The sequence below is a fragment of the Nocardioides immobilis genome (assembly GCF_003515065.1).
Taxonomy (GTDB): domain Bacteria; phylum Actinomycetota; class Actinomycetes; order Propionibacteriales; family Nocardioidaceae; genus Nocardioides; species Nocardioides immobilis.
The window spans coordinates 178,785-199,827 of sequence record NZ_QXGH01000016.1 but is presented as its reverse complement, the minus strand read 5'-3'; the positions used below and the strand labels follow the sequence as shown (position 1 = coordinate 199,827).

The 21,043-nt window shown below is 73.0% G+C and carries 19 protein-coding genes; 17 read left to right on the top strand and 2 right to left on the bottom strand.

The window, feature by feature from the left end; all coding sequences use genetic code 11:
- Positions 1-14: 14 nt before the first annotated feature.
- From ssd to D0Z08_RS13430, 8 genes are all read left to right on the top strand, one after another.
- Complete coding sequence (gene ssd / locus D0Z08_RS13465; protein ID WP_118925752.1) at positions 15-1,088, top strand: septum site-determining protein Ssd; 1,074 nt, start codon at positions 15-17, stop codon at positions 1,086-1,088.
- Positions 1,085-2,242 carry a TadA family conjugal transfer-associated ATPase gene (locus D0Z08_RS13460; protein ID WP_118925751.1) on the top strand — a complete coding sequence of 386 codons (1,158 nt, stop codon included), beginning with the start codon at positions 1,085-1,087 and terminating at the stop codon, positions 2,240-2,242. The genes ssd and D0Z08_RS13460 overlap by 4 nt, the downstream gene beginning before the upstream one ends.
- Positions 2,239-3,015: a type II secretion system F family protein gene (locus D0Z08_RS13455; protein WP_118925750.1), complete on the top strand. Its 777-nt coding sequence runs from the start codon at positions 2,239-2,241 to the stop codon at positions 3,013-3,015. Before D0Z08_RS13460 ends, D0Z08_RS13455 begins: the two co-directional genes overlap by 4 nt.
- A complete protein-coding gene (locus tag D0Z08_RS13450; RefSeq protein WP_118925749.1) occupies positions 3,012-3,740 on the top strand; it encodes a type II secretion system F family protein in 729 nt (242 codons plus the stop codon). The genes D0Z08_RS13455 and D0Z08_RS13450 overlap by 4 nt, the downstream gene beginning before the upstream one ends.
- A gap of 94 nt (positions 3,741-3,834) precedes the next feature.
- The gene (locus D0Z08_RS13445; protein WP_118925748.1) at positions 3,835-4,611 is read left to right on the top strand and encodes a hypothetical protein; all 777 of its coding nucleotides are present in this window, start codon (positions 3,835-3,837) and stop codon (positions 4,609-4,611) included.
- Positions 4,612-4,781: 170 nt separating this feature from the next.
- Positions 4,782-4,970: a DUF4244 domain-containing protein gene (locus D0Z08_RS13440; protein WP_118925747.1), complete on the top strand. Its 189-nt coding sequence runs from the start codon at positions 4,782-4,784 to the stop codon at positions 4,968-4,970.
- Positions 4,967-5,329, top strand: coding sequence for a TadE family protein (locus tag D0Z08_RS13435; RefSeq protein ID WP_118925746.1), 363 nt, complete (start codon positions 4,967-4,969; stop codon positions 5,327-5,329). The genes D0Z08_RS13440 and D0Z08_RS13435 overlap by 4 nt, the downstream gene beginning before the upstream one ends.
- A complete protein-coding gene (locus D0Z08_RS13430; RefSeq protein WP_118925745.1) occupies positions 5,326-5,676 on the top strand; it encodes an Rv3654c family TadE-like protein in 351 nt (116 codons plus the stop codon). Before D0Z08_RS13435 ends, D0Z08_RS13430 begins: the two co-directional genes overlap by 4 nt.
- Here the strand turns inward: D0Z08_RS13430 and D0Z08_RS13425 are convergent.
- The gene (locus D0Z08_RS13425) at positions 5,673-5,993 is read right to left on the bottom strand and encodes a hypothetical protein (protein ID WP_118925744.1); all 321 of its coding nucleotides are present in this window, start codon (positions 5,991-5,993) and stop codon (positions 5,673-5,675) included. The two genes, D0Z08_RS13430 and D0Z08_RS13425, sit on opposite strands and share 4 nt — an antisense overlap.
- Before the next feature lie 24 nt (positions 5,994-6,017).
- Positions 6,018-8,360, bottom strand: a complete 2,343-nt coding sequence (locus D0Z08_RS13420; protein WP_118925743.1) for a DEAD/DEAH box helicase — start codon at positions 8,358-8,360, stop codon at positions 6,018-6,020.
- Between the two features lie 117 nt (positions 8,361-8,477).
- On the opposite strand from D0Z08_RS13420, the gene D0Z08_RS13415 reads away from it, so the two are divergent.
- The 9 genes from D0Z08_RS13415 to D0Z08_RS13375 all read left to right on the top strand — a co-directional run bounded on the left by D0Z08_RS13415 (position 8,478) and on the right by D0Z08_RS13375 (position 21,039).
- Positions 8,478-8,810 carry an STAS domain-containing protein gene (locus D0Z08_RS13415; protein ID WP_118925742.1) on the top strand — a complete coding sequence of 111 codons (333 nt, stop codon included), beginning with the start codon at positions 8,478-8,480 and terminating at the stop codon, positions 8,808-8,810.
- A 153-nt stretch (positions 8,811-8,963) separates the two neighbouring features.
- Positions 8,964-11,249 carry a sodium-translocating pyrophosphatase gene (locus tag D0Z08_RS13410; protein ID WP_118925741.1) on the top strand — a complete coding sequence of 762 codons (2,286 nt, stop codon included), beginning with the start codon at positions 8,964-8,966 and terminating at the stop codon, positions 11,247-11,249.
- Positions 11,250-11,434: 185 nt separating this feature from the next.
- On the top strand, positions 11,435-12,736 hold the full coding sequence (locus D0Z08_RS32125; protein WP_220454166.1) for a thrombospondin type 3 repeat-containing protein: 1,302 nt from the start codon (positions 11,435-11,437) through the stop codon (positions 12,734-12,736).
- Positions 12,679-14,232 carry a DUF7059 domain-containing protein gene (locus D0Z08_RS13400; protein WP_342772348.1) on the top strand — a complete coding sequence of 518 codons (1,554 nt, stop codon included), beginning with the start codon at positions 12,679-12,681 and terminating at the stop codon, positions 14,230-14,232. Before D0Z08_RS32125 ends, D0Z08_RS13400 begins: the two co-directional genes overlap by 58 nt.
- A gap of 15 nt (positions 14,233-14,247) precedes the next feature.
- Complete coding sequence (locus D0Z08_RS32120) at positions 14,248-15,405, top strand: DUF2510 domain-containing protein (RefSeq protein ID WP_118925740.1); 1,158 nt, start codon at positions 14,248-14,250, stop codon at positions 15,403-15,405.
- A 170-nt stretch (positions 15,406-15,575) separates the two neighbouring features.
- Positions 15,576-18,278, top strand: coding sequence for a type I DNA topoisomerase (topA, locus tag D0Z08_RS13390; RefSeq protein ID WP_118925739.1), 2,703 nt, complete (start codon positions 15,576-15,578; stop codon positions 18,276-18,278).
- A gap of 42 nt (positions 18,279-18,320) precedes the next feature.
- Positions 18,321-19,163 carry an SGNH/GDSL hydrolase family protein gene (locus D0Z08_RS13385; protein WP_118925738.1) on the top strand — a complete coding sequence of 281 codons (843 nt, stop codon included), beginning with the start codon at positions 18,321-18,323 and terminating at the stop codon, positions 19,161-19,163.
- A 68-nt stretch (positions 19,164-19,231) separates the two neighbouring features.
- Positions 19,232-19,888, top strand: a complete 657-nt coding sequence (gene tmk / locus D0Z08_RS13380; RefSeq protein WP_118925737.1) for a dTMP kinase — start codon at positions 19,232-19,234, stop codon at positions 19,886-19,888.
- On the top strand, positions 19,885-21,039 hold the full coding sequence (locus tag D0Z08_RS13375) for a DNA polymerase III subunit delta' (protein ID WP_118925736.1): 1,155 nt from the start codon (positions 19,885-19,887) through the stop codon (positions 21,037-21,039). The genes tmk and D0Z08_RS13375 overlap by 4 nt, the downstream gene beginning before the upstream one ends.
- Positions 21,040-21,043 lie beyond the last annotated feature (4 nt).

The following is a 21,043-nucleotide window of genomic DNA, read 5'->3' as shown; positions in this document are numbered from 1 at the left end:
GCGACATGTCGTCCATGACGATCGCCACCTCCCGGCCCACCGAGGCCCCCGCCCCGCTCCTCCTCACCGCCGACGAGAGCCTGCTCGGCGAGCTGCTGCCGCTCGCCGCTGCCGCCGACGTCGCGCCGGTCACCGCCCACGAGCCGCTCGCCGCGTTGGCGTCGTGGAGCCGCGCGCCCGTCGTACTCCTCGGCGCCGACCTTGCCGACGAGGTCGCGCGGATCGCGCCCGAGAAGCGGCCCCACGTCTATGTCGTGGCCCACCAGCGCGCGCCCGACGACCTGTTCCGCACGGCGCTGCAGCTCGGCGCCGAGCAGGTGGTCGAGCTGGCCGGCTCGTCGGCGTGGTTGGTCGAGCTGCTCGCCGACCTGACCGAGCGACGCACGGCCCGGGGCCGGGTGGTCGGCGTGATCGGCGGATCGGGCGGCGCGGGCGCGACCACCTTCGCGTGCGCGCTGGGGCAGGGCGCGGCCCGGGTGGGCGACGCGGTGGTGATCGACTGCGACCCGCAGGGACCCGGCCTCGACCGGATGCTCGGGCTGGAACGCACGGAGGGGTTCCGGTGGGACGCGCTCTGCCAGACCACCGGTCGGCTCAGCGCGCGTGCCCTGCGCGACGCGCTGCCGCGGTCGGGGGCACTGGGGGTGCTGTCCTGGTACGTCGGCGCCGGCGCCCAGACCCTCCAGGCGTTCGCCGTGCGCGAGGCGCTCTCGGCCGCGCGCCGCGGCCACGACACGGTCGTCGTCGACCTGCCCCGCACCGCCGACCGGCTGGTCGACGAGGTCGCCGCGCGCTGCGACCAGTTGATCGTCGTCACCGTGGGCAACGTGCTCGGGGTGAGCGCGGCGACGCGGATGCGGGTGCGCTTCGCCGGCCACCCCGACGTCGGCGTCGTGCTCCGGGGCGAGGCGGTCGACGCCGCAGACGTGGAGTCGGTGGTGCGGCTGCCGGTCGTGGTGCAGATGCGCGACCAACCCCGGCTGGGGGAGGCTCTCGACCTCGGGCTCGGTCCGCTGCGGTCGCGACGTGGGCCGCTCGCCCGCGCCGTCGCCACGGTCCTCGGCACACCTGTCGAGGCCCTGCGATGACGGATGAGCTGGTCGAGGAGGTACGTCGCCGGCTGGCCCGCTCGCCCGGGGACCTGACGCCGCACCGGGTCGCCGAGGCGCTCCGGGCCGCCGGGCGCCCGGTCGGCGACGCGACCGTGCTCGCGGTCTACGAGGCGCTGCGCCGCGACGCTGTCGGCGCCGGACCGCTCGACCCGCTGCTCCGGCAGCCGGACGTCACCGACGTGCTCGTCAACGGCGCGGGCGAGGTCTACGTCGACCGCGGGTCGGGGCTCGAGCGGGCCGACCTGCGCCTCGGCACCGAGGACGCCGTACGACGGCTCGCGCAGCGCCTGGTCGCCACCGGCGGCCGGCGGCTCGACGACGCGGCACCGTACGCCGACGTACGGCTCCCGGACGGCACCCGCTGCCACGCGGTGCTGGCGCCGCTGGCCCGGCCCGGGACCGCGATCTCGCTGCGCGTGCCGCGGCAGGGCGGGTTCTCCCTGGACCAGCTGCGGGAGGCCGGCACGCTCACGGACGAGTCGCTCGAGCTGGTGCGGCTGGTGGTGCAGGCGCGACTCGCGTTCGTCGTGACCGGCGGCACCGGGAGCGGCAAGACCACCTTGCTGTCGGCGCTGCTCGGTGCGGTCGACCCGGCCGAGCGGATCGTCGTCGTCGAGGACGCCACCGAGCTGAGGCCGGACCATCCGCACGTCGTCGGGCTGGAGGCGCGGCCCGCCAACCTGGAGGGCGCTGGTGCGGTGGGGCTGCGCGACCTGGTTCGGCAGGCGCTCCGGATGCGGCCGGACCGGCTGGTGGTCGGCGAGGTGCGGGACGGCGCCGTCGTCGACCTGATGGCGGCGATGAACACCGGCCACGAGGGCGGCTGCGGCACCGTGCACGCCAACTCCGCCGCCGACCTGCCCGCGCGGATCGAGGCGCTGGCGCTCGCCGCCGGGCTCGGCCGTGAGGCGGCGCACAGCCAGCTGGGCTCGGCGCTCGACGTCGTGCTCCACATGACCCGCGACCGTGACGGGCAGCGGCGGCTGAGCGAGGTCGACGTACTGGAGCGCGACCCGGCGGGGCTGGTCCGCACCGTGCCCGCCACGCGGATCGACCGGGCCGGGACGCTGACGGCCGGGCCCGCCGCGGGGCGGCTGCTCGACCTGATCGAGACCCGGAGGCGCCGGTGACCGGGATCGCCTGCGTGCTGGCCGGGTGCGCGGCGCTGCTGCTGGCACCACCCCGGGCCGCGCTGGGCCGGGGGCGGCGAGGTCGGCGGGGGTCGTCGTACGTCGTCGGCGGCCTCGGACTGTGCGGCGCCGGGTGGTGGCTGGCCGACGAGCCGCGGCTGCTGGTGCTCGGTGCGGTGGCCGGTGCGGCCGCGCTCGCAGCGGGCCGGCTCGTAGCGCGGCACCGTGCGGACCGGGCCGCGGCGCGGGTCCGGTCCCGGGTGGTGGAGCTGTGCGACGGCCTGCAGGCCGAGCTGGCCGCCGGGCAGACCGCGACCGTCGCCCTCGAACGGGTCGCCGGCGAGTGGCCGGCGCTGCTACCGGTGACCCGTTCCGCCGCCGCTGGCGGCGACGTGCCGGGCGCGTTCCGGGAGCTGGCCGCAGGCCCGGGGGCGGGTGACCTGCGGGTCGTGGCCGCCGCCTGGCAGGTTGCCCACCGCACGGGGCACGGGCTCGCCGACGCCCTGGGCCGGGTCGCGCAGGAGCTGCGCGACGCCGAGCAGACCCGGCGGGTGGTCACAGGGGAGCTGGCCTCCGCACGGGCGACCGCACGCCTGGTCGCCTGCCTGCCGCTGGTGGCGCTGCTGATGGGCAGTGGCGCCGGCGCCGATCCGTGGGGGTTCCTGCTGGGCCACCCGGTCGGGCTCGGGTGCCTTGCCGGCGGCGTGGGGTGCGGGATCGCAGGCCTCGCGTGGATCGAGGCACTCGCCCGCGACGTCGAGCGGGGGAGGTGACCGTGGTCCTCGTGGCGGCGGGACTGGCGGCGGTCGCGGTCGCCCTCGCGGTTCCCGGCGCGCCGCGGCTCCCGGTGGTGGCGGTCCCGCCGCCGCGCTCGGCTCCGGGTGGCGACCGCCCGGGAGGGCTGCGCCGTTGGCGGGTCCCGTGCGCGCTCCTGGCCGGCGCGGGCGCCGCCGTACTCCTCGGCGGTCCCGCCGCCCCGCTCGCCGGTCTCGTCGTCGGGGTGGCGACCTGGGTGGTGGCGGGCCGCATCGAGCCGCGGGCAGTGCGCCTCCGGCGCGAGGAGGTACGACGCGACCTGCCGCACGTCGTCACCCTGCTCGGTGCGGCACTGCGCTCGGGTGCCGCCCCGGGCGCCGCGATCGACGTGGTCTGCCGCGCCCTGCCGGGTGCCGCTGCCGACCTCCTGGGCCCGGTCGCCGCCCGGCTCGCCCTGGGCGGCGATCCGCTGACTGTCTGGTCCGCGCTGGCCGACGACCCGGCGATCGGGCCGCTCGGGCGGACGATGGCCCGCGCCCATCGCTCCGGTGCCCCCGTCGTGGCCGCGGTCGACCGGCTGTCCGAGGAGCTCGCCCGCCGGGCCCGTGCCGACGTCGAGGACCGGGCACGCGCGGTCGGGGTCCGGGCCGCGGTGCCGCTCGGCGTGTGCCTGCTGCCTGCCTTCCTCCTGCTCGGCATCGTGCCGCTCGTCGCCGGGCTCGCGCGCACGATCACGTGGTGACGTGCGGCCTTCCCGGATCTAGCCTGCTGGTAAGGACTCACGCGCGCATCCGCGCGTCCTCGGGGCGAGTCATCACTGCTCCCGAGGGGGAAACATGCTCCGGCGACTTGGCTCGCACCTCACCAACCAATGGATGGGGGCGCTGTCCCTGTTCCTCGTCCTCGGCGGCGGCGCTGCCTACGCGGTCGGCACCGTCGGCTCGGAGGACATCATCGACGAATCGGTTCGCTCGATCGACGTCCGGAACGGCCAGGTTCGCAGCGCCGACGTTCGCGACGACACCCAGAGGGGCGGCGGACTCGGGGCTGCGGACCTCGCTCCGGGATCCGTGGGAGCGAGCGAGCTGAATCCGCTCGCGTTCGTCGGCCTTGACATCTCCAGGGCCACGCCCACCTCGCCCTTCGAGATCGCCACCAACGCCATTCAGGGCAGCGAGGTCTCGGACGGAACCTTGACGGGCCTCGACATCACCGAGTCGACCCTGGGCGGGTTCGACGGGCACGACGCCTACCGGGACCTCTGCGACACCCCCTCGGACAACTCGTTCAGGGACTGCCTGACCGTGACCTTCGCGCTCGGCCGGGCGATGGACGTGCTGGTGGTCTACGGGGGCGGCGGCAGCCATGGCTCGTTCGACTCCGACTCGGGCCTCGCCGTCGGCGAGTGCAGGACGAAGGTCGACGGCGTCAACCGGCTGGAGCCCGTGAACCTCGCGACCGAGTGGGACTCGCCCGTCGGCATGGCGTCGATCATCAACGTGATCCCGCTCTCGGCAGGCACGCACACGGTGGCCCTCGCGTGCCGGGAGGACCCGACCGACATGCACTTCCGCGACCTCACCATCGGAGTCGTCGAGCTGGGCTTCGACTGACAGCGCGCCGCGGGCGTCGCAGAGCCCACCAACCCTCCACAGGCGGGTGCGACACGCGCGAGCTCTCCACAGGCCGCCGCACGTCGTACCGGGCGGGCCGGTCCGGTCCCGCAGGCTCTCCTCCGTCGGCGGGCCGCATCGGGCGTCCCGCCCCGGACCAGGAGGCCTTCATGTCCCGACCCACGACCCTGCAGCGCCGCACCGATCAGCGCGGCATCACCACCGCCGAGTACGCCGTCGGCACGGCGGCCGGCGCCGGTCTCGCCGGGCTGCTCTACAAGCTGCTCACCGGCGGCTTCGGTGACCGGATGCTGCGGACCCTCTTCGACCACGTCTTCGGACTGCTCGGCATCGGATGACCCGGGTCCGGGACGCCCGGGGTGCGGTGACCGCCGAGCTGGCGCTCGGGCTGCCGGTGCTGATGGCGGTCACCGTCGGGCTGGTGTGGCTGCTCTCCGTCGGGGCCGCCCAGGTGCGGACCGTCGACGCCGCCCGCGAGACGGCGCGGGCGGTGGCGCGGGGCGACGACGAAGGGGCGGCGGTCGCGGTCGGTGAGCGGGTCGCGCCCGACGGCGTGCGGGTGGCCGTGGTCGCCCGCGACGGCCGGGTGGTCGTCCGGGCGGCGGGTCACGTGGCCGGCCCGGGCGGTCTCTTCGGCTTCCTCCCGGGCGCCGACGTCAGTGCCGAGGCGGTCGCGGTCGCGGAGGAGGAGCCGTGAGCGTCCGGCCCGATCGTGGTGCGGCCACGGTGCTCGTCACTGCCTGCCTCGGCGTGCTCCTGCTCATCGGCTGCGCGCTGGCCGTGGTCGCCGCGATGGTCACCGCCCACCGCTCGGCCCAGGCCGCCGCCGATCTCGCCGCGCTGGCCGGGGCGGTCGCGGCCCGCGACGGCGCCGACCCGTGTGCCGCGGCCGGATCGGTCGCCGCCGACAACGGCGCCGACCTGACCCGGTGCGCGACCGACGGAGTGGACGTCACGGTCGAGGTCGAGGTGCCCGGCCCGCGTTGGCTGGGCCAGACCCACGACCTCTCGGCGGCCGCCCGGGCCGGTCCGGCCGAGGGTTAGGTGGTGGTGCTGTCGTCGTCGTCCTGGCGGCGCCGCTCGAGGTCAGCCCTGTCGAGCTTCTCCGACAGCTCGTTGAGGCGCCTCTGCTCCTTGCGGTGCCTCCAGCCCATCTTGGCGCCGAGCTTGATGGCCCACAGGCCGACGAGGATCAGGGCCCCGGCGATGACGCCGGCGAGGAACAGCCCCTCGGTCGAGAGGTTGACGTTCGCGATCTCGACCGTCGCCTCGTTGTCCTCGAACTTCACCTCGGAGGTGAACAGCCCGAGCGCGACGATGGCGGCGCCGAGGGCGACCAGGACCAGACCGAAGATCACCATGGCGGGAGAGTAGTCCCGCTCGGCTCAACCAGCGAGCAACGCGTCGAGCAGCAGGACCGCGCCGTCCTTGTCGAGCGGGTCGTTGCCGTTGCCGCACTTGGGCGACTGGATGCAGGACGGGCAGCCGCTCACGCACTCGCAGGCGGCGATCGTGGCGCGGGTCGCGGTGAGCCACTCGCGGGCTGTCGCGTAGCCCCGTTCGGCGAAGCCCGCCCCGCCTGGGTGCCCGTCGTGGACGAACACGGTGAGCACCCCGGTGTCGGGGTGGCGGGCGGTGGAGACGCCGCCGATGTCCCACCGGTCGCACGTCGCGAACAGCGGGAGCAGCCCGATCGAGCAGTGCTCGGCGGCGTGCGCCGCCCCGGGCAGGTCCGCGCGGTCGAGACCGGTCGCCTCGAGGACGTCGTCGGGCACCGTCCACCAGACGGCGCTGGTGCGCAGGCTGCGGACCGGGAGGTCGAGCGGGGTCTCGTCGATCACCTCACCGGTGCGGCTGCGCCGCCGGAGGTACGACGTCACCTGGTTGCTCACGTCGACCGACCCGAACGACACCCGGCACCCGCCCCACCGCTGGTGGTCGCGCTCCTCGACGATCGTGATGTCGGCGACGTCGCGGGCGGTGGTCGTGTAGTCGACATCGGTCTGCCGGATCTCGGCCACGTGCTCGTCGAGGTCGAGGTGCTCGACCTGCCAGGTCTCGCCGCGGTGGACGTAGATGGCGCCGATGTGGGCCGTGGCGTGCGCCCGGCCACCGTCGACGGTGCCGACCACGCGGCCGGTCCCGCCCTCCACCAGCTGGACCTGGGCACCGCCGGTCGAGCGGATGTCGGCGAGGTCGGCCGCCCTTCGGCGGTCGGTCCAGAACCAGCCCTGCGGGCGGCGGCGCAGCAGCCCGGCCTCGACCAGGTCGTCGAGCAAGCCGCGGGCGGTCGGCCCGAACAGCGCGAGGTCGGCCAGGGTGATCGGCAGCTCCTGCGCCGCCGCGCACAGGTGCGGGCCCAGCACGTAGGGATTGTCGGGGTCGAACACGATGCCCTCGACCGGCCGGCCGAGCAGTGCCTCGGGGTGGTGCACGAGGTAGGTGTCGAGCGGGTCGTCGCGGGCGATGAGCATGCCGAGCGCGCCGCCGCCCGTGCGTCCGGCCCGGCCGACCTGCTGCCAGAACGCCGAGCGCGTGCCCGGGTAGCCGGTGACGAGGACCGCGTCGAGTCCGCTGACGTCGATGCCGAGCTCGAGCGCGTTGGTCGCTGCCATGCCGAGCAGCCGCCCACTCCGCAGGTCGTCCTCCAGCGCCCGCCGCTCCTCGGGCAGGTAGCCGCCGCGGTAGGAGTCGACCCGTGCCGCGAGCGCGGGGTCGACCTCGGCGAGCAGGTCCGAAGCCCGCCGCGCCACCTGCTCGACGCCGCGGCGAGACCGCACGAACGCGAGCGTCCGCACCCCCTCGACCACGAGGTCGGCCAGCAGGTCGGCGGTCTCGGCGGCCGCCGGTCGGCGTACGGGCGCGCCCTGCTCCCCGGCGTACGACGTCAGCGGTGGCTCCCACAGCCCGACCGCGACCTCGCCCCGCGGCGAGTCGTCGTCGGTGACGGCCGCGACGTCGAGACCGGTGAGCCTCCGCGCGGCCACCTCCGGCTCCGCCACCGTCGCCGACGCCAGGACGAAGGTGGGCGAGGCGCCGTGCGCCGCACACACCCGGCGCAGCCGCCGCAGCACCTGCGCGACGTGGGCGCCGAACACCCCGCGGTAGTGGTGGCACTCGTCGACGACGACGAAGTCGACGGTCGCGAAGAACCGCGCCCAGCGGTCGTGGGCGGGCAGCAGCGAGCGGTGCAGCATGTCGGGGTTGGTGAGGACGTACTCCGCGTGGTCGCGGGTCCAGTCGCGCTGCTCCTGGGTGCTGTCGCCGTCGTGCGTTGCCACCCGTACGTCGAGCCCGAGTGCCGCGATCGACGCGCGCTGGTCCTGGGCGAGCGCCTTCGTCGGCGCGAGGTAGAGGGTGCTCGAGCCCCGCTGCCCGCGCGGTCCGCGTCCGGCCCGGATCGCCGTCAGCGCCGGCAGCAGGTAGGCCAGCGATTTGCCGGAGGCGGTGCCCGTGGCCACGACGACGTGCTGGCCGGCGTGGGCGTGCCCGGCGGCGCGGACCTGGTGGCGCCAGGGCTGCACCACACCACGGGAGGAGTACGCCGCCACGACGCTCTGGTCCGCCCACTCCGGCCACGGCTCCGGGACCGCCGGGCGGGCCGGGATCCGCTCCAGGTGGGTCAGCCGATCTGCCCTCGTCGCGCCCGCGGCGAGCCGCTCGACCAGCGCCACCGGGTCGACACCCGAGCCGTGGCCCGGGCGCGCGACGGCGGGGGAGATGGTCATGGCTGCCATTGTCCTCGCCGGGTCCGACACTCCCCACTCTCCCTGGGGGCTCGTGCGTGGTTAGGCCGGTCGTGGTTTGATATCGACGACGAAACTGCGATTGCTGGGGATGGACACGTGGACCTGACACTTTCAACGCGCGAAGTCGGTGGGCGCACCGTCGTTGCCGTGGGTGGAGAGATCGACGTCTACACCGCGCCCAAATTGCGCGACACCATCACCGAGCTCGTGGCCGCCGGCAACTACGACATCGTCATCGACATGGAGCGGGTCGAGTTCCTCGACTCGACCGGCCTCGGCGTGCTCGTCGGGGGCCTCAAGAAGGTCCGCGCCCACGACGGTTCCCTCCAGCTCGTGTGCAACCAGGACCGCCTGCTCAAGATCTTCCGGATCACCGGCCTGGCCAAGGTCTTCACCATCCACGCCTCCGCCGACGCTGCACTGACCTGAGGCCGATCGGCGTCAGGGACGACTTTCCGTCCCGGCGCGTGAGCCGCGTCACACCCACGGTGTGTTGTGGAACACACCGTGCGTAGACTCCGGCGCGTTCCCTGAGGTGGGTCTGTCGACCCACCCCTGAATCTCCCCCCTTGGAGGAAACGCATGCCCGGGATTCTTCCCGCCGTCGTGGAAGTCAAGGACGGTGACTTCGTGCTGGTAGCCCTGGTGGCGGTGATCGCCCTCGGCTCGCTCGCGATGGCCGCCCTCTTCCGCCAGCAGGTGCTCGCCGCCGGCGAGGGCACCGAGAACATGCGCCGCATCGCGCAGGCCGTTCAGGAAGGCGCCAACGCCTACCTGACCCGCCAGTTCCGAACCCTCGCCGTCTTCGCGGCGATCGCCTTCTTCGCCCTGATGGCCCTGCCCGCTGACGAGATGACGGTGCGGATCTTCCGCTCGGTCTTCTTCCTCGTCGGTGCGGGCTTCTCAGCCGCGATCGGCTACCTGGGCATGTCCCTCGCGGTGCGCGCCAACCTGCGCGTCGCAGCGGCCGCCAACGAGGTCGGGCGTGACCCGGCGATGAACATCGGCTTCCGCACCGGCGCCTTCGTCGGCATGGCCACCGTCGGGCTCGGCCTGCTGGGCGCCAGCGTCGTCGTACTCGCGTTCCAGGACGAGGCCCCGCACGTGCTCGAGGGCTTCGGCTTCGGCGCCGCGCTGCTCGCCATGTTCATGCGTGTCGGTGGCGGCATCTTCACCAAGGCGGCCGACGTCGGCGCCGACCTGGTCGGCAAGGTCGAGCAGAACATCCCCGAGGACGACCCGCGCAACGCGGCCACGATCGCCGACAACGTCGGTGACAACGTGGGCGACTGTGCCGGCATGGCCGCCGACCTGTTCGAGTCGTACGCCGTGACCCTGGTCGCGGCTCTCATCCTCGGATCGCAGGCGTTCGGCGACAAGGGCCTGGTCTTCCCGCTGATCGTGCCCGCGATCGGCGCGCTGTCGGCCATCGCCGGCGTCTACCTCACCAAGCCCCGCGCCGGTGAGAACGGCCTGAAGACGATCAACCGCGCGTTCTACATGTCGGCCGCCTTCGGCGCCGTCGCCAGCGCGATCGCCTCCTTCATCTACCTCCCCAGCAAGTGGAGCGAGTTCGGCACCGGGATGGACGCAGACCTGTCCCCGCCGGTGTTCGCCTCGGGCGCTGTCGTCATCGGCATCGTTCTCGCGGCCGCCATCCTCGCCCTCACCGGCTACTTCACCGGCACCGACCACAAGCCGGTCAAGGACGTCGCCAAGACGTCGCTCACCGGGCACGCCACCGTGATCCTGTCGGGCCTCTCCGTCGGCCTCGAGTCGGCGGTCTACACCGCGGTCGTCATCGGCGCGGCCGTCTTCGGCGCCGCGCTGCTGGCCGGTGGCTCGGGTGCGCTCGCACTGTTCGCGGTCGCGCTCGCCGGCTGTGGCCTGCTCACGACCGTCGGCGTGATCGTCGCCATGGACACGTTCGGCCCGGTCTCCGACAACGCTCAGGGCATCGCCGAGATGTCCGGCGACGTCAGCCCGGAGGGGGCACAGATCCTCACCGAGCTCGACGCGGTCGGCAACACCACCAAGGCGATCACCAAGGGGATCGCGATCGCGACCGCCGTGCTCGCGGCGAGCGCGCTGTTCGCGTCGTACACCCAGAGCGCGTTCACCGAGGCCGGCGCTGCCTTCCAGGACGAGCTGTTGGCGGGCTTCCTGGTCTTCGACGCCAAGCTCATCGTCGGCGCGCTCCTCGGCGCCGGTGTCGTCTTCCTGTTCTCCGGCCTGGCGATCAACGCCGTCGGTCGGGCAGCCGGCGCCGTGGTGATGGAGGTGCGCCGCCAGTTCCGCGAGATCCCGGGGATCATGGAGGGCACCGGTCGCCCGGAGTACGGCAAGGTCGTCGACATCGTCACCCGCGACTCGCTCCGCGAGCTGGCCACGCCGGGCATCCTCGCCATCCTGGCGCCGGTCGCCGTCGGCTTCGGCCTCGGTGTCGGCCCGCTCGCCGGCTTCCTGGTCGGCGCGATCGCCAGCGGCACGCTGATGGCGGTGTTCCTGGCCAACTCCGGTGGCGCCTGGGACAACGCGAAGAAGCTGGTCGAGGACGGCCACCACGGTGGCAAGGGCTCCGAGGCCCACGCCGCGACGATCACCGGCGACACGGTCGGCGACCCGTTCAAGGACACCGCCGGCCCGGCCATCAACCCGCTGCTCAAGGTGATGAACCTGGTCTCGCTGCTCATCGTCGGCGCGATCGTCAGCCTGTCCTACGGTCCGGACGAGAACGACGCCGTTCGGATCCTGATCGCACTCGCCGCCGCCTCCGGCATCGCGGCCGCGGTCTACATCTCGAAGCAGCGGGAGACGTCGATGGGCGACGACGTCGACGCACCCGCCGCGCCGGTCGAGGCGTCCTGACCGACACCTGACCGACACCGCATCACCGGCACACCGGCCCGGCTCCCGCGAGGGGGCCGGGCCGGTCCGTTTCGCGGCCGGGCGGAGTCGGACAACTCGGTCCGGCGGCACGATCCGCGGGATACGATCCGGCCTGAGGGACGTCGCGCATGCAGGCGTGGGGCTGATCGGGAGACGGTGGAGTGATGAAGTTGCGCATGGGGGCGGTCCGGACCCTGGGTCTGGGCACGGTGGCGATGATGATGGCGGCCGGGTTGGGTGTGGTCGGATCACCTGCCGCGCACGCCGTCGAGCCGACGTTCCCTGCCCCCACGAGCCCTTCCTGGCTGCCGGTCAAGAAGGCGTCCGCTCCGCACACTGACGGGGCGGGCGAGGTCGACGCCGGTGTCGGCTACCTCGACCTGACCCCCGCAGGCGGACCGCTCGGCGACGCGGTCGCGTTCGTGCACGCCAACCTGCTGCACGCCTACTTCCGCCTCCACGTCGCAGCACTTCCGGCGGACGGTGCCGCTGGCGGCAACGTCATCCAGTTCGACACCGACAACAACCTCGGAGGCTGGGAGCGTGCGCTGCGCTACGACCCGGTCGCCGGCACCGTGACGTTCTTCAGCGCACCCGCCGACACCGCCAACCGCCCGGTGACGGAGAAGGGCACCGTGGTCTCCACGCTGCCGCTCACCGCGGCCAGCCGCACCAAGTACGCCGGCGCCGACGGCGGTGCGCACGTTGCGTTCGCCATCTCCCGGGGCGCGCTGGCGAATGCCGGCATCAGCCTGGGCGTCCCCATGGTGATCGGCGCCACCACCCAGCCGGCGGCGGACTTCGGCGCCGCGCTCAACGCGGACTCGTTGCTGGGCCTCGGCAAGGCCAAGGCCGACATCCTCGGCGTCGGCAAGGCCAACCCGTCGTGGCAGAACGTCGCCTCGGACCCGCTCGCCATCGACAGCGACGGCGACGGCGTCGACGACAACGTCGACAACTGCCCCATCGTCGCCAACCCCGGTCAGGAGGACGACGACAAGCTCATCGACAACAGCCTTCCGATGGGCAGCGTGGGGCAGCCTGACGGCACCGAGGGCCGCGGGAACGTGTGCGACCGGACCCCGAGGGGCTACGACCCCGATGGTGACCACGTGGGCTACCTGGACGACCAGTGCAAGGAGCAGTACGGCCTCGACCCGAATGGCTGCCCCGCCCAGTCGACGACGACCGCGGTCCTGCGCTACCTGCCGAAGCAGAAGCGTTTCGCCGGTGTCGTCCGCGCCGACTACGAGCAGTGCGTGCCGCGGCGTACTGTCACGGTCTTCCGGTCCGTCGCCGGGCCCAATCGCAGCATGGGCAGCGTCAAGACGACCGCTGTCGGGCGGTACTCCCTGGAGCTGGCCAGGCGCGCGCCCAAGGGCAAGTACTACGCCGAGGTCGACCGCAAGTGGACCCTCGGCGCCCGCTGCTTCTACGTGAGGTCACCGAAGATCGAGGTCCGCTGACCCCCTCGCTGGCCGCCCCGCTCCGCGACGCGCTGCTCGCGGCCGACTTCACCTATGACGCGGTCGCCGAGCTGCTCGGCGCCGAGGCGCATTCGGCGCTGTCGCGTAACGAGACCACGCCCGCGCTGCGACGGGCGGCCGGGGGCGGTCCGCTGGCCACGCTGGTCCGGCTGTTCCTGCTCCAGCGCACGGTGCCGTTCAGCGACGCGGAGCGGGCGCTGCCCGGGTTGGTCGACCGCCTGGCCGCCGACGGCCTGCTCACGCAGTCGGGCGGCGAGGTCGCCGCCCGCCTCGACTGCCGGCCGTACAGCACCGAGGACGCGCCCGACCTGTGGGTCGTCAGCGACCTGACGCCCGGCATGGACGGCGCCCCGCAGCGGGTGACCACGGACTACGTGCTGGGGATCAGCCCGGCGTCCACCTCGCTCGCCCAGCTCACCCTCCGGCACGACGTCGCCTCGGCCCTGGACCTCGGCACCGGCTGCGGCGTCCAGGCCCTCCACCTCGCCGGACACGCGGATCGCGTCGTCGCCACCGACGTCAACCCGCGGGCGCTCGACCTCGCGCGGTTCAACGCCGAGCTCAACGAGGTCGGCGGGCAGGTCGACGTACGGGACGGGTCGTTCTTCGCTCCCGTCGCGGGCGAGCGCTTCGACCTGATCACCACCAACCCGCCGTTCGTGATCTCGCCCGCCACCGGTCGCCAGGAGGACCGGCTGGTCTACCGCGACTCGGGCCTGCCCGGCGACCAGGCCGTCGAGCACGTCGTCCGCACCGCCCCCGCCCACCTCGCCGACAGCGGCTGGTGCCAGGTGCTGGCCAACTGGGCGATCCTGGCCGACCGGCCCTGGGACGAGCGGCTCGCCGACTGGCTGCCCGACGACTGCGACGCCCTCGTCGTGCAGCGGGAGGTGCTCGACCCGGCCGCCTACGTCGAGCTGTGGCTGAAGGACTCCGGCCACCACCCGTCGACCGGTACGGGGACCCCGGCGGCCTACACCGCGAGGTACGACGCATGGCTGTCCTGGCTGGAGGAGCAGGGCGTCGCCGGCATCGGCTTCGGCTGGATCAACCTGCACCGCACCGGGGTCTCGGCCGGCTCGACCAACAACCGGCGCGAGGTGCTCGAGTGGCCGTACGACGTCGAGCAGCCCATCGCGCCCGCCGTCGCGGACTGGGCGCGTGCCGGCGCCGTCGAGGTGGGCCCGGACACGACCCTGGTCGTCCGCCCCGACGTCCGTCAGGAGACCGTCGGCCCGGTCGGCGCCGAGGACCCGGCCACCATCCTGCTCCGTCAGCAGCGCGGGCTGCGGCGCGCTCGCCAGGTCGACACCGTCGTCGCGGCGGTGGTCGGCGCGTGTGACGGGGAGCTCCCCGTCGGAGCGATCCTGGACGCGGTCGCGCAGCTGCTCGGACTCGACGCGGCAGCGACGAAGGAGCAGTACCTCCCCGAGCTGGCCGCGATGGTGGGTGAGGGATATCTGGTCCATGGCTAGGGCAGACTGGGCTCCGTGACTCAAGCCGGCTGGTACCCCGACCCTGCTGGTCAGCCCCAGACCTACCGCTTCTGGGACGGCGCCGCCTGGAGCCAGGAGACGACCAGCGACCCGTACGCACCCCCGCCTCCGCCCCGGGCGGCACCGCCGCCGCCTGCGGCGCCCCGGCCGCCCGCCTCGTCGCCCTCGCAGCAGCCGCCGACGGTGGTCGCCGGCGGAGCAGGGGCACCGCCGTCGTCGTACGGCCAGGTCCCGACGCCCGGGTACGGCGCAGGCACGCCGCCCGCGCCCGGCGGCTACGGACAGCAGCCGCCGTACGGCGGCGGGTTCCCCCCGGCGCCCCCGACGGGTGGATCCGGCGGGTCGGCCAAGACGGTCCTGCTGGTCGTCGCGGCCGTGCTGGTGCTGATCCTTCTGAGCGCGGGCGGGTTCTTCGGGGTCCGCGCGCTGACCGGCGATGACGACGACGGCGACAACGAGGCCGGGGACAGCACCAGCGCGACCGACTCCGCCACCGACGAGACCGAGTCGTCCGACCCCACCGAGGAGTCGACGGCTACCGATGGCACTGAGGGCACCGAGGGCAGCACGGGCACCACCGCTCCGCCGTCGACCCAGTGCACCGGGGGGATCCCCGAGCCGTCGGTGACGCCGCGACGCAACGCCGAACGCATCAGCGGGGGCGCCCTGTCGATCCCGATCCCGGCCGGCTTCAAGCCGGAGGTCCTGTTCGCCCCCGCGTTCGCCTGGGCCGACGACTTCACGCCGCTGGTCCGGACGGTCGAGGAGAACCCGGAGGCGCAGACCAGCTGGTTCTCGATCTTCGGGGTCGGCGGGCTGCGCAAGGCCAACGGCTTCGACGATCCGGCCACGGCTGCCGAGGTCGTGATGACCTGCATGATCGAGTCACCGGACCAGTACTCCGACGTCTCCGGGCGCACCGAGGTCAGCTCGGGCGAGATCACGGTGGACGGCACCGACGCCTACCAGCTCACCGTCGAGATCAGGGTCGACAACGCGGACCTCGAGACCGAGGGCGACATCGCCCAGGTGATCGTCGTCGACATGGGCGATCCCGACATGTTCGGTCTCTACATCTCCCAGGTGCCCATCGGCGACCAGGAGCTGCTCGACCTGCAGGCGTCGATGGTCGACCGGATCCTGGTGGACTGAAGACCCTCGAGACCGTCCATCCAGCCCCTCGGGGGCCGGGGGGCTGGACAAGACGCGCTACCGTCTTGGGCCGTGAGCCCGCTCGGAAGGGCTCCGACCGACCGGAAGCAACACCTGAGCTCAGTGAGAAGTAGCCTGCTCGGCAGCATGTGAAGGGAAAAGTAGACCTCGTGCCACATAAGTTGGTGATCGTCGAGTCACCGGCCAAGGCCCGCACGATCGGCGGGTACCTCGGCGACGGCTATGTCGTCGAGTCCTCGATCGGTCACATCCGTGACCTCCCGAACAACGCCGCCGACACCCCCGCGAAGATCAAGGACCAGCCCTGGGGACGGCTGGCGATCGACGTCGAGCACGACTTCACGCCCTACTACGTCGTGCCACGCGACAAGAAGTCGCACATCTCCAAGCTCAAGGGACTGCTCAAGGACGCCGACGAGCTCTACCTCGCCACCGATGAGGACCGCGAGGGAGAGGCCATCGCCTGGCACCTCCTCGACGAGCTGAAGCCGAAGAACATCCCCGTGAAGCGGATGGTCTTCCACGAGATCACCAAGGCCGCGATCCAGGAGGCGGCCGCCAACCCGCGCGACCTCGACATGGACCTGGTCGAGGCGCAGGAGACCCGGCGGATCCTCGACCGGCTCTACGGCTACGAGGTCTCCCCCGTGCTGTGGCGCAAGGTCATGTCCGGGCTCTCCGCAGGCCGCGTCCAGTCGGTGGCGACCCGGCTGGTCGTCGACCGCGAGAAGGAGCGGATGGCGTTCCGGGTCGCGTCGTACTGGGACCTCGAGGGCACGTTCGACGCCGGCAGCAAGCACGACCAGCGGATGTTCCCCGCGAAGCTCTACTCGCTCGACGGCACCCGGGTCGCCTCCGGCAGCAACTTCGGTCCCGACGGCCAGCTCAAGGGCCGGGCCGAGGTGGTGCACCTCGACCGGGCACGTGCCGAGTCGCTGGTGTCGGCGCTCGCCGAGTCGTCGTACGACGTCCGCTCGGTGGAGGCCAAGCCCTACAAGCGGTCGCCGTACGCGCCGTTCCGGACGACCACCCTCCAGCAGGAGGCGAGCCGCAAGCTCGGCATGGGCGCCAGCGTGACGATGTCGGTCGCCCAGCGGCTGTACGAGAACGGCTTCATCACCTACATGCGTACCGACTCGACCACCCTGTCCGGGGGCGCCATCGAGGCCGCCCGGTCGCAGGTGCGCGAGCTGTACGGCGCGGAGTACCTGCCGGACTCCCCGCGGACCTACACCAGCAAGGTCAAGAACGCCCAGGAGGCGCACGAGGCGATCCGGCCCGCCGGTGAGTCGTTCCGCACCCCGGCGCAGACCGGCCTGACCGGCGACCAGTTCCGGCTCTACGAGCTGATCTGGATGCGCACCGTCGCCTCCCAGATGAAGGACGCGGTCGGCCAGAGCGTGTCGGTCCGGCTCGGCGGTCTCGCCCGGCTTCACGGGGAAGCGGCTACAGACGTCGTCTTCTCCGCTTCCGGCCGGGTGATCACGTTCCACGGCTTCCTCAAGGCGTACGTCGAGGGCACCGACGAGGGTGCCGCGAAGGACGACCAGGAGACCCGGCTGCCGGCGCTCTCCGAGGGCGACCCGGTCTCGGCGGCGTCGCTCAGCGCGAACGGCCACGAGACCAAGCCGCCGAGCCGCTACACCGAGGCCACCCTGATCAAGGAGCTCGAGGACCGCCAGATCGGCCGGCCGTCGACGTACGCCTCGATCATCGGCACCATCCTCAACCGCGGCTACGTCTACAAGAAGGGCACCGCGCTGGTGCCGGCCTGGATCGCGTTCTCCGTGGTCCGGCTGCTCGAGGAGCACTTCACCCGGCTCATCGACTACGACTTCACCGCGCTGATGGAGACCGTCCTCGACGACGTGGCGCGCGGCGAGAAGGACCGGGTCACCGAGCTCACCGAGTTCTACTACGGGTCCGAGAAGCTCGCCGGCCTCAAGCCGCTCGTCGACGGGCTGGGCGACATCGACGCCAAGGAGCTCGCGACCTTCCCGGTCGGCGATCCCGAGGAGGGGATCGCGCTGCGGGTCGGCAAGTACGGCCCCTACCTCGAGGGACCGGGCGACGACGGTGCGCCGGCGGCGAAGCGCGCCAACGTGCCCGACGACCTGCCGCCCGACGAGCTGACCCTCGCGAAGGCGAAGGAGCTGCTGGCCAACCCGGCGGGCGAGGAGATCGAGCTCGGCAACCACCCGGAGACGGGTTTGCGGGTCATCGCCAAGAACGGCCGGTACGGCCCGTTCGTCACCGAGGAGCTCCCCGAGGACGCTCCCAAGAGTGCCAAGCCGCGCACCGGCTCGCTCTTCAAGTCGATGTCGCTCGACACGATCTCGCTGGCCGACGCGGTGAAGCTGCTGTCGCTGCCGCGCGTGGTCGGCGCTGCCGAGGACGGCGAGGAGATCACGGCCCAGAACGGTCGCTACGGGCCGTACCTCAAGAAGGGCACCGACTCGCGGTCGCTCACCACGGAGGACCAGCTCTTCACGATCACGCTCGACGAGGCACTGGCGATCTACGCCCAGCCCAAGCAGCGCGGTCGGGCCGCGGCGGCGCCGCCGCTCAAGGAGCTCGGCAACGACCCGGTGTCGGGCCAGCCGATCGTGGTGAAGGCCGGCCGGTTCGGCGAGTACGTCACCGACGGTGAGTACAACGCCACGCTCCGCAAGGACGACTCGGTCGAGGCGATCACCCTCGAGCGGGCCGCCGAGCTGCTCGCCGAGCGGCGCGAGAAGGGACCGGCCAAGAAGGCGGCCAAGCGCGGCGCGAAGAAGGCACCGGCCAAGAAGGCTGCTGCGAAGAAGACGGCCAAGAAGGCGCCCGCGAAGAAGGCCGCGAAGAAGACCTGACGGCGTCCGCGGCGCTTACGTGGTGCGACGTACTGTCCTTGCATGATCCGTCCCCGTCGCTCGGCCGCGGCCGCGTTGTTCCTGTTCGCTCCGCTGCTGCTCGTGTCCGCTGCCTCGTCGGCACCCGTGCCGGACCGGCTCGGGGCCGAGGCGCCGGAGCGCGTGCAGTACGACGTGCTCGGTGACTCCTACGGATCGGGCTACGGCGTGCCGCCGTACACCGCCTGCGGCCGGTCGGAGTCGGCGTACGGCGTGCTCGTGGACGGCCGGCAGCGGCTCGCGCTCGACGACTTCGTCGCCTGCGCCGGCGCGACCACGACCTCGCTGATCGAGGGCGGGCAGCTGTCCGCCCTCGACGCGGAGAGCGACCTAGTCCTGCTCAGCATCGGTGGCAACGACATCGGCTGGTCGGACGCCGTGGGGGCGTGCCTCCTCCGCGCCGACACCGACTGCGCGCGCACCACCGAGATGATCCTCGGCCGGATCGGCAGCGACCTTCCGGCGCAGCTCGACACGCTCCACGACCAGGTCGCCGCCGCTGCGCCGGAGGCGCGGGTGATCGTGACCGGCTACCCCCGGCTGTTCTCGCCGGACCACGGCAGCTACCTCGGCGCGTCGCAGGGTGAGCAGCAGTCCCTCAACGACGGCGCCGACGTGCTGAACGCCGCGCTGCGGGCCGCGGCGGAGGAGCACGGCTTCGACTACGTCGACGTGACGCACCGCTTCGACGGCCACGGCGTGAACGCGCCGGAGCCGTGGATCCTCGGCCTGCTGCGGCCGGACGGGTCGCTCGAGCCCGGCGCGTTCCACCCGAACGCCGCCGGCTACGAGGCGTACGCCGCGGCCGTCACCGCTGCCATCGGTCCCGGTCGCCACGGGGGCTGACCCGCACTGACCCGCCGTGGGCCGACCACCGTCGCCGATCGTCGGGCCTGCACCGTAGGTTCTTCCTCATGGGATGGCTCGGCCGTTACACCGACACCGGGGTGTTCGTGTGCTTCGAGGGCGGGGAGGGGTCGGGCAAGTCGACCCAGTCCCGGCTGCTCGGCGACGCGCTCCGCGCGGAGGGGTACGCCGTACGCCTGACCTTCGAGCCGGGCGACACCGTGGTCGGCAAGGAGGTACGCCGGATCGTGCTGAGCCCCGAGACCGGCGACCTCGACGACCGCACCGAGGCGCTGCTCTACGCGGCCGACAAGGCCGAGCACGTCGAGACCGTGGTGCTGCCGGCTCTGGCGCGGGGCGAGGTCGTCATCACCGACCGGTACGTCGACTCCGCGCTGGCCTACCAGGGCGCCGGCCGCTCGCTCGACCCCGCCGAGCTCGAGCACGTGGCGCGCTGGGCGACCGGTGACCTGCGCCCGCACCTGACCGTGGTGCTCGACCTCGAGCCGGAGGCCGGGCTCGGCCGGTTCAGCGAGCGCGACCGGATCGAGGGGGAGTCGCTCGCGTTCCACCAGCGGGTGCGGCAGGCGTTCCTGGACCTCGCGGCCGCGGACGTCGACCACTACCTGGTGCTCGACGCCCGGGCCGACATCGACGAGATCGCGGCCGCGATCCGCGAGCGGGTCGCTCCGCTGCTCGGCCAGGCCAAGCAGGAGCCGGTATGAGCGTCTGGACCAGCCTGGTCGGCCAGCGCCCGGTCATCGAGACGCTGCAGACGGCCGTGGCCGGGCAGGGCATGAGCCACGCCTGGCTGTTCACCGGACCGCCGGGATCGGGGCGCTCCAACACCGCGGTCGCCTTCGCGGCTGCTCTCCAGTGCGAGCACGGCGGCCTCGGCCCTGCCTGCCCGGCGGACTGCCACGACTGCCGCACGGCCCTCGCCGGGAGCCACGCCGACGTCGCCCTGATCCGCACCGAGAAGCTGACGATCGGCGTCAAGGAGGTGCGTGACCTGGTGCGCCGCGCATCGCTGACGCCGATGGGCAAGCGATGGCAGATCCTCATCGTCGAGGACGCCGACCGGCTCACGGAGCAGGCGTGCAACGCCCTCCTCAAGGCGATCGAGGAGCCCACCCCCCGCACCGTCTGGATGCTGTGCGCACCGACGGTCGAGGACGTGCTGCCGACCATCCGGTCCCGCTGCCGGCTGGTGTCGCTGAGCACCCCGACGGCCGCCGACGTCGCCGGCTTCCTGCAGTCGCTGGGCTGTGAGGCCGGGCGCGCGTCGTACGCCGCCCGCGCCAGCCAGGGCCACATCGGCCGCGCCAAGGCGCTCGCCTTCGACGACGCGGTGCGCGACCGGCGCCAGGACGTGGTCGGGCTCCCGGCCCGGCTGACCTCGCTCGGCGCGTGCCTGGCGGCGGCGGCCCGGCTCGCCGAGGTCGCGAAGGCGGAGGCCGACGAGATCACCGCCGTCCTCGACGCGAAGGAGAAGACCGACCTCGACACGGCGTACGGCGTCGTCGAGCGCGGTCGCCGGCCGCGGGAGTACGCCCCCGCCCTGCGGGACCTCGAGACCGCGCAGAAGACCCGGGCCAAGCGCCGTCAGCTTGACGTCGTCGACCGGGGGCTGATCGACCTGGTCTCGGTCTACCGCGACGCGATCGCGCTCGCGACCGGCGCGCCCGGCGAGCTGGTCAACGAGGACATCCGGGCCGATGTCGAACGGATCGCGCAGTCGTCGTCGGCCGAGCTGAACCTGAGACGGATCGGTTGGATCTTCGAGGCGCGGGAACAGATGTTGGAGTTCAACGTGCCGGTCGCGCTGGCGCTGGAGTCGATGATGGTGGCGCTGCGGGTCCCCGACCCGCACTGACCAC

Excerpts from the sequence above, each read along its gene's own strand:
- ssd (WP_118925752.1), top strand. The coding sequence starts at position 15 with ATGACGATCGCCACCTCCCGGCCCACCGAGGCCCCCGCCCCGCTCCTC.
- D0Z08_RS13460 (WP_118925751.1), top strand. The coding sequence starts at position 1,085 with ATGACGGATGAGCTGGTCGAGGAGGTACGTCGCCGGCTGGCCCGCTCG.
- D0Z08_RS13445 (WP_118925748.1), top strand. The coding sequence starts at position 3,835 with ATGCTCCGGCGACTTGGCTCGCACCTCACCAACCAATGGATGGGGGCG.
- D0Z08_RS13440 (WP_118925747.1), top strand. The coding sequence starts at position 4,782 with ATGTCCCGACCCACGACCCTGCAGCGCCGCACCGATCAGCGCGGCATC.
- D0Z08_RS13435 (WP_118925746.1), top strand. The coding sequence starts at position 4,967 with ATGACCCGGGTCCGGGACGCCCGGGGTGCGGTGACCGCCGAGCTGGCG.
- D0Z08_RS13425 (WP_118925744.1), bottom strand. The coding sequence starts at position 5,993 with ATGGTGATCTTCGGTCTGGTCCTGGTCGCCCTCGGCGCCGCCATCGTC.
- D0Z08_RS13420 (WP_118925743.1), bottom strand. The coding sequence starts at position 8,360 with ATGACCATCTCCCCCGCCGTCGCGCGCCCGGGCCACGGCTCGGGTGTC.
- D0Z08_RS13410 (WP_118925741.1), top strand. The coding sequence starts at position 8,964 with ATGCCCGGGATTCTTCCCGCCGTCGTGGAAGTCAAGGACGGTGACTTC.
- D0Z08_RS32125 (WP_220454166.1), top strand. The coding sequence starts at position 11,435 with ATGAAGTTGCGCATGGGGGCGGTCCGGACCCTGGGTCTGGGCACGGTG.
- D0Z08_RS13385 (WP_118925738.1), top strand. The coding sequence starts at position 18,321 with ATGATCCGTCCCCGTCGCTCGGCCGCGGCCGCGTTGTTCCTGTTCGCT.
- tmk (WP_118925737.1), top strand. The coding sequence starts at position 19,232 with ATGGGATGGCTCGGCCGTTACACCGACACCGGGGTGTTCGTGTGCTTC.
- D0Z08_RS13375 (WP_118925736.1), top strand. The coding sequence starts at position 19,885 with ATGAGCGTCTGGACCAGCCTGGTCGGCCAGCGCCCGGTCATCGAGACG.